The organism is Anabaena sp. AL09 (assembly GCF_001672255.1).
In the GTDB taxonomy this organism is placed as follows: domain Bacteria; phylum Cyanobacteriota; class Cyanobacteriia; order Cyanobacteriales; family Nostocaceae; genus Dolichospermum; species Dolichospermum lemmermannii.
Window position 1 is genome coordinate 23,027 of sequence record NZ_LJOQ01000064.1, and the last position, 13,484, is coordinate 36,510.

Annotated in this window: 11 protein-coding genes; 10 read left to right on the top strand and 1 reads right to left on the bottom strand. The window is 37.5% G+C overall.

The window, feature by feature from the left end:
• Positions 1–97: 97 nt before the first annotated feature.
• The 9 genes from AN490_RS12705 (at position 98) to AN490_RS12745 (ending at position 7,089) form a co-directional block, all read left to right on the top strand.
• Positions 98–775, top strand: a complete 678-nt coding sequence (locus AN490_RS12705; protein WP_300003715.1) for a response regulator transcription factor — start codon at positions 98–100, stop codon at positions 773–775.
• An 80-nt stretch (positions 776–855) separates the two neighbouring features.
• Complete coding sequence (locus tag AN490_RS12710) at positions 856–1,749, top strand: sensor histidine kinase (protein WP_148764197.1); 894 nt, start codon at positions 856–858, stop codon at positions 1,747–1,749.
• Between the two features lie 121 nt (positions 1,750–1,870).
• Complete coding sequence (locus tag AN490_RS12715; protein WP_300003688.1) at positions 1,871–2,827, top strand: ribonuclease Z; 957 nt, start codon at positions 1,871–1,873, stop codon at positions 2,825–2,827.
• A 46-nt stretch (positions 2,828–2,873) separates the two neighbouring features.
• Positions 2,874–3,350: a thioredoxin-dependent thiol peroxidase gene (gene bcp / locus AN490_RS12720; RefSeq protein ID WP_271837520.1), complete on the top strand. Its 477-nt coding sequence runs from the start codon at positions 2,874–2,876 to the stop codon at positions 3,348–3,350.
• A gap of 48 nt (positions 3,351–3,398) precedes the next feature.
• Positions 3,399–3,764 carry a four helix bundle protein gene (locus AN490_RS12725; protein WP_015080461.1) on the top strand — a complete coding sequence of 122 codons (366 nt, stop codon included), beginning with the start codon at positions 3,399–3,401 and terminating at the stop codon, positions 3,762–3,764.
• Positions 3,765–3,824: 60 nt separating this feature from the next.
• Positions 3,825–4,451, top strand: a complete 627-nt coding sequence (locus AN490_RS12730) for a type I restriction endonuclease (protein WP_300003694.1) — start codon at positions 3,825–3,827, stop codon at positions 4,449–4,451.
• A gap of 13 nt (positions 4,452–4,464) precedes the next feature.
• Complete coding sequence (locus tag AN490_RS12735; RefSeq protein ID WP_300003697.1) at positions 4,465–5,640, top strand: IscS subfamily cysteine desulfurase; 1,176 nt, start codon at positions 4,465–4,467, stop codon at positions 5,638–5,640.
• Positions 5,628–6,215 carry an amino acid permease gene (locus AN490_RS12740; RefSeq protein ID WP_300003700.1) on the top strand — a complete coding sequence of 196 codons (588 nt, stop codon included), beginning with the start codon at positions 5,628–5,630 and terminating at the stop codon, positions 6,213–6,215. The genes AN490_RS12735 and AN490_RS12740 overlap by 13 nt, the downstream gene beginning before the upstream one ends.
• A 646-nt stretch (positions 6,216–6,861) precedes the next feature.
• Positions 6,862–7,089, top strand: a complete 228-nt coding sequence (locus AN490_RS12745; protein WP_300003703.1) for a hypothetical protein — start codon at positions 6,862–6,864, stop codon at positions 7,087–7,089.
• 35 nt (positions 7,090–7,124) lie between these two features.
• Here AN490_RS12745 and AN490_RS12750 read toward each other — a convergent pair whose 3' ends face one another.
• Positions 7,125–12,560: a translocation/assembly module TamB domain-containing protein gene (locus tag AN490_RS12750; RefSeq protein ID WP_300003706.1), complete on the bottom strand. Its 5,436-nt coding sequence runs from the start codon at positions 12,558–12,560 to the stop codon at positions 7,125–7,127.
• Between the two features lie 358 nt (positions 12,561–12,918).
• On the opposite strand from AN490_RS12750, the gene AN490_RS12755 reads away from it, so the two are divergent.
• Entirely contained in the window at positions 12,919–13,338 is a 420-nt protein-coding gene (locus tag AN490_RS12755) for a DUF3110 domain-containing protein (protein WP_300003709.1), read from the top strand.
• Positions 13,339–13,484: the final 146 nt, after the last annotated feature.

Consider the following 13,484-nt stretch of genomic DNA (forward strand, 5'->3'; position numbering starts at 1 on the left):
TAAGTTATAACTAAGAGAATCTAGAAAAAAGTAATTAATGGTATGAGATAGGAATCAAGACTTATCAGGAGTATACCTATTGGGACAATTATTGGATATGCAACAAGTTTCATCGGAAAAAACAATTTTAAAATTCATCGTTATTGATGATCACGAATCAGTTTTAAATGGAACAGTCGAAATATTAAGGAAAAACTATCCTAGTGCTGAATTTAATTCGGCTACAAATGCTAGTTATGCTTTTGAGCAAGTTATTAGTTACCAACCTGACCTAGTAGTTATGGATCTTTCCATACCAGAAAAACCGGAAATGATAGCGAGGGTTGATACAGGTATTCAACTTTTGAAGGTTTTAATGGAAAATTATTCCCATTTAAATCTTGTTATTCAAAGCGCCCATGTCAGGACATTAATCCGCATTCGTCCTTATATTGATAATCACAAGGGAGGCTTTACTATTGTTGATAAAAGTCTTTCTAGCCAAGAAATGTTAACTAGGGTTGATTGGGCATTACAAGGATTAACTCACACAAAAGATATTAAAGGAATTCATTCGGGTTTAGATGTGAAAACGGAGTGGTTAAAGGTTCTAAACTTAGCCTTTGAAGCAGGATTACAAGATAAAGCAATTGCTGAAAATATGTGCATTTCTGAACGCATGGTGCGTCATTATTGGAGTAAATTACAGGACGCTTTAAATATTTATCCAGAAGCAGGCAAAAATATTCGCATTCAAACAGAAATTAAAGCTAGATCTGAAGGATTAATTGATTAATCAACTAACAAACAAATAAAGTTAGTAAAATCAATAATTTGTTTTCCATAATTAAGGTTTTGAGAGTGAGATAAAAGCTTATGCAAACTCAAATTTGGAAAAAACTACAACCAGAAAATTATTTTGGTTATGGAGAAAAGTTATCAGAAAATATCATGACTATTTTGAGTCTAGTCTTGATTAGTCATTTTTTGTTAACTAGGAATTCGTCAGTTGCCTTAATACCAGCAATTTTTTTGATGGTTATTAATTGCATCAGTATCATAGCTTTATATCAATATCACCAAACAATTAAAGCTGGGATTAAATCTCGCCAAAACATGATTGAAACTAAATTTGAAACAATTCATAATGGACCATTACAAAGTCTGGCTAGAGTTTTAAAGCTAGTTAAAGGGCAAGAATTACCAATTAATAACTTGCTACCTTTAATAGAAAAAGAACTTGAAGAACTAAATCAAGAATTACGAGGAATATCTAATTTTTGGCAACAAGAAACTCTTAATCAAGATACTAGCCTTTATCTAGGAAATAGTCTAGTCATAGATTTGCAAAACCCTTTACCTGAAATCCTTTATCAAGTTTATAGCCACACCTTAGAACGAGATTTTCCTGGCTTTAAAACCCTGAAACTAAAAATTCACAATTTTGAAACTATTAATGAAAGCAATTTGAGTATTGAAAATAAGCGCAGACTTTGCAGATTCTTAGAAGAAGCCTTATGTAATGTTGGTAAACACGCTACAGGAATCACCTGTTTGAAAGTTACTTATTCTGCTTCTAAAGAATATGCTACTCTGAGCATTATGGATAATGGTTTAGGAATTAACTCATCAAAAGAAGGTTGGGGAACAAAACAATTTAAAAATTTAGCCCAACAAATTAAAGGTAAATTTAGGCGAGTTTCCCTTTATCCTCAAGGTACTCTTTGTGAATTATCTTGGCCTTTAGCAAATTCTTTTTGGTGGCAATAAAAACTAGGAAAATTAGAAAATCTTGATATTTTACTTTTTCTCAAATAGCTGACTGTGCCAATACTGTGCCAAGATAGAGAATCAACAACTATATTGAGCAAAAGGACAGCTAAAAAACGCCGTGCAGATTACATTTTTAGGGACTAGTTCCGGTGTACCTACAAGATCACGCAACGTTTCCAGCGTGGCACTGAGGTTACCACAACGAGCAGAATTGTGGTTATTTGACTGTGGGGAAGGAACTCAGCATCAAATTTTGCGGAGTGATTTAAAAGTTAGCCAACTATCCCGAATTTTTGTCACCCATATGCACGGTGATCATATTTTTGGCTTAATGGGATTGCTTGCCAGTTGCGGTTTAGCAGGTAATGTAGACAAAATTGATATTTATGGTCCATCGGGATTAAACGAATACCTACAAGCCGCTTCCCGTTACTCTCATACCCATTTTTCTTACCCCATTAAAGTGCATACTGTGCAGTCGGGGGTAGTTTATGAAGATGATGAATTTACAGTTAGCTGTAGTCTTTTACATCACCGCATTCCTGCTTTTGGCTACCGAGTAGCAGAAAAAGATAGAACCGGACGCTTTGATATAGACAAAGCCAAAGCCTTAGAAATTCCTTCAGGTCCAATTTATGGACAACTCAAGCGCGGTGAAACAGTCACCCTGGAAGACGGAAGAGTAATTAATGGCAGTGAATTATGTGGTCCCACAGAAATTGGTCGGAAAATTGCCTATTGTACAGATACAGTTTATTGTGATGGTGCAGTACAATTAGCACAGGATGCAGATGTGTTAATTCATGAAGCAACGTTTGCTCATCAAGATTCAGAAATGGCTTTCCAGCGGTTACATTCTACAACCACAATGGCAGCGCAAACAGCATACATTGCCGGAGTTCGCAAACTGATTATGACACATTTTAGCCCCCGCTATGCTCCAGGTAATACCATTGAATTAAAAGACTTACTTAAAGAAGCAAAAGCAATTTTTCCGAAAACAATTATGGCTCATGATTTTATGGTTTATGATGTTCCTCGCAGACGAGAAATTGAATCCAGTGTGAGTGCCTAATTTCACTATAATTTTCATCTATTCCCAATTTATCACCCTTTAATATATGAGCAATATTCCCCAAATTGGCCAACCTGCACCAGATTTTTCGACCCCAGACCAAAACAATAATTTAGTTAATATTGCTGATCTAAATCAGTGGCTAGTTCTCTATTTTTACCCTAAAGATAATACACCTGGCTGCACCACAGAAGCTCAAGACTTTACAGAATTATTCTCAGAATTTACCACAGTAGGCGCGAAAATTATCGGCGTTAGTCCCGACTCTGCCACATCTCATTGTAAATTTATTGACAAACATAATTTATCAATTACCCTATTAACTGATCCTGAACATCAATTAATAGAAGCTTATGGTGCATGGCGTTTAAAGAAGTTTATGGGTAAAGAATATATGGGGGTTGCTCGTTCAACCTTCCTGATTTCACCTAATAAAAGCATCGCCTACGCTTGGCCGAATGTCAAAACAAAAGGTCATGCTGAAGCTGTACTTAAAAAAATCAAGGAATTAGCAGCTATTTAAACTTTTATCGAACAGGAGTCAGGAGTTAGGAGTCAGGAGTTAGAATAAATGCAACCTGCGAGAACATTTGAAGATTTAATAGTTTGGCAAAAAGCACATCAATTTGTGTTAGAAGTATATCAGATAACTGGGAATTTTCCTAAATCCGAAATATATGGACTCGCTTCTCAATTTAGACGCGCATCAATTTCTATTCCTGCAAATATCGCTGAGGGCTTTAAGAAAAAAGGAGATTTAGATAAAGTAAGATTTATGAATATTGCACAAGCTTCTCTGGAAGAATGTAGATACTATCTTATTCTCACAAAAGATTTAGGATATGCTAATACATCAGAATCAATGTTAAAACTACAAGAAGTTAGTAGATTATTAGATAGTTATGCAAAAGCTATTCTCAACAATTCTACCTCCTAACTCCTGACTCCTGACTCCTGACTCCTGACTCCTGACTCCTGACATCCTATTATTTGTATTATGGTTCAGTTCATCCAAGCACAAAATATAGGCATTGCCTATTTAGAAGAAAGATTTAGTTTAGAACAAACCGACAGTGAAGCGTTCTTTCCTGAATGGTGGGAACATTTGCCAGAAATTTCTGATTTAGAAAAGCAATATCTAGACAGAGTAAAATTTCATTTTCTCCGATTGGTTAAACATCCTCCTTTATCAGAAGAAACCGTAAAGTTAGTTGTTTTATCTCCCTTACTCAGTTTAGCTGGATTTTATGATGAACCTTTCTTTATTAGAAGTGAATCATCAATAGAAATTGCCGTCGAAGATGCAGAAGAACTTATCAGAGGCAGAATTGATGTTTTAATTATCCAGCAACAATTATGGTTATTGGTAATTGAATCTAAAAAAACTGCTTTTTCCCTTGCACAAGCCATACCTCAAGCACTTACTTATATGCTGGCTAATCCTCATCCTGATTATCCTGTATATTCATTAGTCATTAATGGAGAAGATTTTCAATTTATCAAACTGCTGCAAAAAGATCAACCTAGATATGCTTTGTCAGAAAGATTTACTTTGTATCGTCGAGAAAACGAACTTTATCAAGTTTTCCGAATCTTAAAAAAACTAAGTCAAATTTTGAATTAACTCTGAATTAATTATGTCCAGTCGTCCTATCTATCTCGATTGTCATGCTACTACCCCCGTTGATGAAAGGGTAATGGCTGCTATGATTCCCTATTTTACCGAAAAGTTTGGTAATGCGGCGAGTATTAGCCATATTTACGGTTGGGAATCGGAAGCTGCTGTTAGACAAACACGGGAAATTTTAGCAAAAGCAATTAACGCTACCCCTGAAGAAATTGTTTTTACCAGTGGTGCAACGGAAGCAAATAATTTAGCTATTAAAGGTATTGCTGAAGCTTATTTCCAAAAAGGTCAGCATATTGTGACTATTGCCACGGAACATAAAGCAGTTTTAGATCCTTGCGAATATTTAAAAAGTCTTGGTTTTGATATTACAATTTTGCCAGTACAAAAAGATGGACTAATTGATTTAAATCAGTTAGCAAAAGCTTTGCGTCATGATACAATTTTAGTATCTGTAATGGCTGCAAATAATGAAATTGGGGTTTTACAACCAATAGCTGAAATTGGAGAAATGTGCCGTCAAAGGCAAATTATTTTGCACACAGACGCAGCCCAAGCTATTGGTAAAATCCCTTTAGATGTAGAAGAGATGAATATTGATTTAATGTCTCTCACAGCCCATAAAGTCTATGGACCAAAGGGAATTGGGGCTTTATATGTCCGCAGACGTAACCCTAGAGTTAAACTTGCTTCCCAACAACATGGGGGAGGACATGAAAGAGGAATGCGTTCTGGGACTTTATACACACCGCAAATTGTCGGTTTTGGTAAAGCTGTAGAAATTGCTGATTCAGAACAAGAAACCGAAAATCAACGATTAACAGCATTAAGAGCAAGATTGTGGCAACAGTTATCTACTGTCGGGGGAATTCATGTAAACGGACATCCTCAAAACCGATTAGCAGGAAACTTAAATATTAGTGTGGAAGGTGTAGATGGTGCAGCACTTTCTTTAGGGTTACAATCAACAGTAGCTGTATCTTCGGGTTCTGCTTGTTCTTCTAATAATGTTGCCCCTTCCTATGTGTTGAAAGCATTGGGACATTCGGATAAATTAGCTTATGCTTCCATGCGATTTGGGATGGGGAGATTTAATACAGTTGAGGAAATTGATCAAGTTGCCAACCAAGTAATTTCCACCATTCAAGGTTTAAGAAGTGCTTCAGTAGTTAGTTGTCAACAGTAGTTTCTCTTTTGGGGAGAGCAATTTTGGGAACAGGGCCTGTTTACTATTTCCTGCAAGTTGTTACCCTGTTGGTTTTGATGTTAGCTGCTAATACCAGTTATGCAGATTTTCCCAGACTGTGTTATTTTTTAGCCAGAGATGGATTTTTACCCCGCCAATTGTCTCTATTAGGCGATCGCTTGGTCTACTCTAACGGGATTATTCTCCTTAGTACCTGTGCAGGAATTTTAGCCATTATCTTCAAAGGTCAAGTTAACGCCATTATCCCTCTCTACGCAGTTGGTGTATTCACTTCCTTTACCCTTTCCCAAGCTGGTATGGTTCGTCACTGGTTTCAAGGACAAACCAGAAATTGGCGTGCCAGTGCAATTATGAATGCTTTAGGAGCATTTGCTACCTTAATAGTATTATTAGTCATAATTTCTACTAAGTTCCTCTTAGGTGCTTGGTTAGTAGTGGTAGCAATTCCCTTAGTAGTGACTTTATTTGCAGTTATTCATCAACATTATCAATATGTAGCTCAACGTCTTAGTATTCAGGAGTTAGCACCCCGGAGTTATAGAGATATCCGGTAAGCGTAAAACTCAGTGTCTTTAGACCTGAGATATAAGCGACTCGTGCGGTTTTAACCGCATAGAGTTTTTCTTTTTGTAAAGATTGGTTAAAATGAGCAAAGGTTTATCGCCTTTGTATTTGATGATGTTATACTATTCACAACAGGAATGGTAATCAACCTGTATAAAAACCTAACTGCCTAACAGCTTTTCTGTACCTTGACAATTGAGGATATGGGGTTCTATTCCATAGTTTTAGTTTCCTACCCAGGAATAGGTAAAATCTTCATGGGAGCTAGACAACACAGAATTTAAACTCAAGCAAAATTTGCAGTAATGCAACTACCTTAGGGCAGAGGGAAAGTTAACGCTTGGGGAGAGAACCACCTCTGGCTTAGATACCGCAAGGGTTCTAAGTTAAGTGGACTCGTTGAACCAAGAATCTCAGCGGCTTTAGCCCTGAGAGTGTCAAATCTCCGTTCCCAAGCCAGAAATTATCACCCACCCGGCGGTAGTTGTCGTAGGACAGCTAAACCGAGGAACAGTAGAAGCTTTAGACTATGCGCGGACAATTGCAGATGAAATTGTCGCTGTTCACGTAGATATTGGTTCCACAGATCGGCAAAAACTCCAAGAAAAATGGCAGAATCTAGAATCCGATATTCCTTTGGAAATTATTGATTCTCCTTATCGTTCAGTAATTGAGCCAATTGTAGATTTTATTGGTCAGTTCCAGGAAAGTCACCCAGGTGTTTTCACAACTATCATTATTCCCGTTTTTGTCCCTCGAAATTGGTGGGATAGTATTTTACATAACCAAACAACTTTGTTTTTGAAGACTGCTTTACGAGCAAAAAAGAGTCGTATTGTCACAACTGTTAGATATTACTTGTGATTATTGGTAATGATCAATGATCAATGATCAATTTTTTAAAACTTCCGTTCAAACTCAATTACAGCCCGGGTATCATCAGTTAAATTAGTGGAAGAACGAAGACGAAATTGATTATTTATCCGGTAATTAATCCCCCATTGCAAAGGATCATTTGCTGTTAATATCTTAATAGTAGAAAGGGAAAATTTCGGAGAAATATCAATTCCGGCTTCTAAAGCTAATTCTAAAGATGAGTTATTTTTTCCCGCTGCTGGTCTTTCCGAAACAATAGTCGGAAATATCCGCAATTCACTTAAACCAAAAGCATCACCAATTTCATTAAATGCACCTTGGAAATTACTGAAAACAGCCGAACTAGCAATATTAATTAAACCCAGATTACTGTCACTACGTCCTTGATTGTCAATAAGTCCACCTCCTAACAAAGTGACAATTTGTGTTTGTGAACGAGAAGGATTACTTTTTAGTTGTAAGTTATCATTAATTAGACTAGCTAAACCATTAATACTGGCTTCAACTCGGACTGTCTCCAACCCGGCTAAACCTGTAGAACCTTGTCTGCTAATATCACTATTTTGAGTTATATCTAGAATCTTCGCAAATAGCCGAATATCCAAATTAGGATCACGGGGTTGACGAGGGCTAAAAGTAGCGGTGTGTTCATGACCTTTTGCTAAATTTAATTGGGTAGTAAACAAATTTACTGCACCTTTATTTAACTTAATAGTTCCTTCTGGTATCGGTTCAACTAAAGAACCGTTAACAATTAGATCTCCAGAAGCTTGAAATTTAAAAACTGGTGATTTGACAATTTGGATATTTCTACCTAATTTTAATCCTAAATTATTTAACCTAGTAATTTTATTTTCTGGATCTGGTTTGTTTTGGTTGCCAATTTTATTAGCTGCTGAATTCTCATCTGGAGATTCTGTTAACAATACTTGACCATCAAATAATTCTATATTACCGCCAATTATTGGTTTCAGAACAGAACCAGTAATTTCTAAATTACCATTAGCACCTCCTTGATATAACCCCTTGAGATTTAAAACTAATTGTTTTAAGGTCACAATTAGCGGCACATCTATTTTGGTATCTCGACTATTAAAAATTGGCAATTCTCCAGCAGCTTGAATATTACCATCACTAAATTTACCTTCGAGACTTTTTATAAACACACGGGTTAAATCAAAAATTGCTTTACCATTCACATTGGTTAATTTTCCTGGTAAGGCTGAGGATCTAAAAGTAGCATTATCGAGAGAAGCAGTTCCTTTAACGAAAGGTTGTTGTTGAGTTCCCCGAACTTTTAAATCTAATTCCCCTTGTCCTTTTTCAAAAGAGATCTCATTAGTAAACAGATTGAGAATTGTTAAACCTTCATTTTTGACATTGATATCTAAGGTAATTTGATTACTGTTTGATTTTTCAGAAGCAAAGGGCAAAGTATAGGGAATACTACCATTAATATTTGCAGGTTCAGTCCCTACTCCCACTCCCGTTACCTGACTACCAAAGTTTAAACGTCCGTCAGCATAACTGAAACTAGTATTAGCTGATTCCACTGATTTCTGATCAATTGTTCCTTCTGTAATGTTTAATTCTCCTCTAGCTTGAGGATTGATAATACTTCCAGCTATTGCTGCGGTAATATTCAGCTTACCGCCAATTCCCAGTGGCAGTTTCACCAAATTATTTAGTCGCTGAATGGGAAAGTTTTCGATTTTCAATTGACCTGATTGTGCCTGACCACCAATGTTACCTGTAAAGGCAATTATTTTTTGCTGAGATTGAATTCGTAAAGGTCGGAACCGGAAAATTCCTTCTTCAAAACTACCTTTAGCTATGACTTGTTCCGCACGATAAAAGCGGCTTGGTTCTGTTGATTTACCCCAGGTGAAGTTTTCTCCTTGGAGGTTAAATTTTATCCTGGGTTCGTCCGTTGTGGCAGTATTAATAAAAATATTCCCATTCAAAATCCCCTTTAAGTCTCTTAAATCTGGGATAGGTTTAGCCGTAGACCGTTGTTGTTGTTGGGTAGTTAGTAGGGTATCAATTTCTGATAACCGTTGGATTTGGGTCAATAGAGACTCTAAAGGTAATCCTTGGGAGTTGGTGGTTAAGTCCGCAGACTTGCCGTAAGTCGGTGCTTTTAAACCACGTTGGAAGTCTTCCATGTCAAAGATTTGAGCCGCATTCAAAAAGTCTTGAATGTTGCCTTTTTCAATGTTGATTTTTGCTCGCAGTTGCGGTTTTTTTGCCCACGGTTTGATATTGGCATCAAAGCTATATCTGCTTTCACCTTTGCGAAGTTCGCTATCATTAAGGACGAATGTATTGTTATCATAGCGCAGTTGTGTCCTAAAGCGATCGCCTTTAATCCGGCCAAGTTCGGGTTTTTCAATGGCTATATTTCCTGCTGTGGCTAATGTCTGCGAATTAATTTGCAAATTTGCTGTTAATAATCCTCTCACTCCTCCCGGACTTAAAGGAGTATTCGCTGGTACAGCTATATTTAAAGCTTTCAATGGGAAATTGGCCACATTCACACCCCAGTCAGATCCCGTTGCTGCACCTGATAGCAATGCTTGTTGCCACTGAACTAAAAACGATTTGGGGCGATTGTTACCATCTAAATTAATTGCTATCCGTTCCTTTACACCTGCAACATCTAAACTTAACCCCTGTCCTGATCCAGAATTCACATTACCAGTCAATAATGGTTCAAAAGCAAATTCCTGAACTTTGAAATTCCGTAACCCCAACTTACCTATAATATTTGGTGCAGTGGGTTTTCCTGTCACTTGTCCGCTAAAATCTAAGTTGCCAGCAATATCCGCAGTATCAGGTAGTTGCACTGGCAACCGTTGCAGACTATAATTTTTTGCCTGAACATTAAAATTTAATTGCGTAATTTCTGGGATACCTGCTTTCTTAGCATTAGCTAATAAATAACCCTTAGCTTGAAAGTTAGCATTATTGAAACTATCAACAGTTAGCTTTTCTCCATTCCACCCGATATCAGCTTGAATAGGTGAATCAAAACCTTGTAAACCTTGACTAAAGCGCACCTGACCAACAGCAGCCACATCTGCTAATTTAGAAGCAGTCACATTTCCCGATACTTGCAACTTTCCTCCCAACTGTCCTTTTAACTGCTGATTGAAAGGGTTTAATTGTAACCCTGAAGTAGCCAACAATGCTTGATAATTACCATTATTAAGTTGAATAGAAGAGGCTGTAACTGTACCACTGGGTAATTTCAAACTGCCTTTTCCCTCCCCTTGAATAGTTTCTGGTTGGAACGACTCGACCGAACCAGTTACTTGCAACTGACCGGCTATATTTCCTTGGAATTGTGGTGGTACAGATGCTAACTTTGTCAGGGGGACATTTTCCGCTTGAATTTTCGCCTGATAGCGACCTTCTGCAACTTGAATATTAGCAGCTTTAATTCTCCCTCCACCAACAGAGAGGAATCCTTCACCTGTTCCAGCAAAGGTTTTGAGGTTAAAATTTTCCCTATTACCGACAATAGTGAAATTACCTGCGAGGAGATTATTTAAAATTGGGTTAGCCTGTTTTAAAATTGTTCCTAAACGTAAATCTTTCCCAACTAATAAAGTTGTAAAATTTTGGTCTTGTAACTTAATTTGCGAAATATTAACTGTGCCACCAGCAATGTTGATATTGGCATTTTTAGGAATAATCGTCTCTATTTGAAATGGTGAAGAATTTCCTGATAATTGCAAATTACCGTTAAATTCTACCCCAGCTAGAGAAATATTTTCCTGCTGTTTTTGGTCAACAAAAGATGTTAATTTAATCTTGCTAGATTGAGCCGAAGCTTGCCAACGCTTGCTATCATGACTATAAATACCACTACCATTCACTACACCTCCACCAACAGTTGCAACTACATCACGAAAAGAAACTGTGCGGTCAGGATTAATAATACTTGTTCCTGTTACTGGATATTGGGCTTGAGGAGCTTGCCATTTAACGAAAGTGTGGGTATTATCAGCTACACCTTTTATTTCTGCGGTGGCTGTGATCATGCCAATGGGGAATCCTGTTTTGATATTATATACTTGAGCGATCGCATCCCCTGGCATATTTTCCGCTCGGAGTTGAAAATTCAGTGCAGATACTTGACCAAGTTTAATAATTCCCCCGCCTTTAACCTCACCCCCATAGGTAGTTTTGCCTTGAATATCCGTAATTCTCAGGAGAGATTTACTACTAATAAGCTCAAATTTACTACTAACTTTCCCAAAATCAACTTGATCAATTCGGGCAGTTTTCAACGTCCTCACATTACCAGATAGCACTGGTTTAGTAGTTGCTCCCATTAGCTGCAAATCGGCTTGAGCTATACCACTCACAGGAAATGGTAACTTTACCTTTAAAGTTGCTTGAGCATTGGCCAAACTTACCGCATTCACACGTGCTTTTAAATTAAACCCTGCTTGTTGATCAATAGTCCCCGATGTTGTGAACGGGATTTGTCCGTAGTTTGTGACTATATTATCTAATTTAATTACCAGTCCATCAAAAATGAGATTTCCCTGACTATGATTGAATAATTCGGGGATTTTTGCGATTTGTAGTGTTACCCCTTCTATCATAGCATTGCCATAGAGTAAGGTTTTCTGCTTTGGTGTTACCTTAATTCGCAAATCACCATTTACTCTCCCACTTTGTAAAGTCAGTGGTAAAGTTACAAGCCGAGTAATATCTGCGGACAGGAGATTTTGCCCCCGCACTCGAAAATCCCCTGCTAAAACTTTCTGAGGAATTAAATCTCCGACAATGGAAATATCACCCCCACTTACTGCCTGAGCAGCCAAGTCTAATTTAATTAGTTTATTTTGATTTAAGAGTTGAGCAGTTCCATTAATCCCAGAAAATTTTACAGGAACTTGTAAAGAAAAATCTCCCCCCATTTTTCTCGGTACTAATACCAAATTTGCATCCCGAAACCGTAACTTATCCAAATCAGTTTTAATCAATCCCTTACCAGTAGCTGGGGTGATAGTAGTCGTTAACCAGCGGGCTTGGGGATCTTGTTGAACATAAACATCTGGATTAATTAAAGTTACATCCAATCGGAGATTGCGGTTAATAACTAACTTCCAAATATCAAAACCTACATCTACTGCTTTGACATTTGCCCTATCTGGATCTGTGGCTGTAGCGGGAATCTCAGAAGCGGCAAACTGAACGCCAGTCAGAGAAAAGGACTGAACTGCTCCCAGTTTTACCGGACGGTTGAGAGTAGTAGTCAGACTTTGGGTAGCTAATGGTACTAGTTCCTGGTAAACAAAATTCTGCAATCGCCAAATACTGAAAATAATTCCTATCAATAGCAAAGCACCTACACCTAAACAACTACGGTTCAATATCATTAACCATAGAAGCCTAAGCCCAGAATCAGCGGGGCGAGAATTTTGACTAGGAGAGTTAGACATAGGTTTTCACTCTTGGATTACCAGATATCTGGAAGAATACAAAATACTAATTTTGACATAATTTTACGTTTAACTACTAGACATATCCGGTAAAGATTGTAGAGCCGAGAATCCCTACCCATGGAATGTCTTTACAGGGGTTTCAGATCACGCGTATTTAGTTTTCACCAGATGTCTATTAGAGTATAGCCGGATGATGGCAAAAATTACAGCTAGGTTTTTGGCAAAATTGGAGAACTATATCTTTTGGTCTATGCCTGATTTCCCGCAATCACACAAAAATTATCAGAGATTTTCCCGAATGCACAACCTAGAACTTTAAAATAAATTAGAGAACTAATCAATCAAAGGATGGATAATGCGTGTTTTTGTACTGATTTTCAATGCTGGTACTGATAATGAAGGAATTCACAGCATTCGGATTAGCAATGCCCAAGGTTTAGAAGGCAATAAAATCCTCATGTTTGAATCAGAGGACGATGCCACCCGTTTTGCTTTAATGTTAGAAGCTCAAGACTTCGCTATCCCGACAGTGGAGATGATGAATGCTGATGATGTTCAGGAATTTTGCGAAAGCACTGGCTATACTTGGGAAATTGTGGCTGAAAACAGTGAATTAGCAATTCCACCCGAAACGAACGTGGAACAAACTGATTGGCAAGCCCAAGCGCAAATAGAGGATGCTGATAAAAACTTCTTCCCTACCAGTCTATCTGCCCCAGAAAGTGTTAATTCTGATTTAGACAGTATTCGTCGTCAACTGGAAGGTTTATTATAGTTTGTTATTAGTTATTAGTTATTAGTTATTAAGTAGGTGAACGGAAAAAAACCGAAATATGTAACGAAAAGTAAAATCGCCCAAACCCTCTTCACTCTTGCCTCTTGCCTCAAGCCTAGTGCCATAACGACGATTTTCAATGCTAA

What these genes read in the sequence shown, in the direction of transcription:
- AN490_RS12705 (WP_300003715.1), top strand. Translation starts at nt 98, where the DNA reads ATGCAACAAGTTTCATCGGAAAAAACAATTTTAAAATTCATCGTTATT.
- AN490_RS12710 (WP_148764197.1), top strand. Translation starts at nt 856, where the DNA reads ATGCAAACTCAAATTTGGAAAAAACTACAACCAGAAAATTATTTTGGT.
- bcp (WP_271837520.1), top strand. Translation starts at nt 2,874, where the DNA reads ATGAGCAATATTCCCCAAATTGGCCAACCTGCACCAGATTTTTCGACC.
- AN490_RS12725 (WP_015080461.1), top strand. Translation starts at nt 3,399, where the DNA reads ATGCAACCTGCGAGAACATTTGAAGATTTAATAGTTTGGCAAAAAGCA.
- AN490_RS12730 (WP_300003694.1), top strand. Translation starts at nt 3,825, where the DNA reads ATGGTTCAGTTCATCCAAGCACAAAATATAGGCATTGCCTATTTAGAA.
- AN490_RS12735 (WP_300003697.1), top strand. Translation starts at nt 4,465, where the DNA reads ATGTCCAGTCGTCCTATCTATCTCGATTGTCATGCTACTACCCCCGTT.
- AN490_RS12750 (WP_300003706.1), bottom strand. Translation starts at nt 12,560, where the DNA reads ATGTCTAACTCTCCTAGTCAAAATTCTCGCCCCGCTGATTCTGGGCTT.
- AN490_RS12755 (WP_300003709.1), top strand. Translation starts at nt 12,919, where the DNA reads ATGCGTGTTTTTGTACTGATTTTCAATGCTGGTACTGATAATGAAGGA.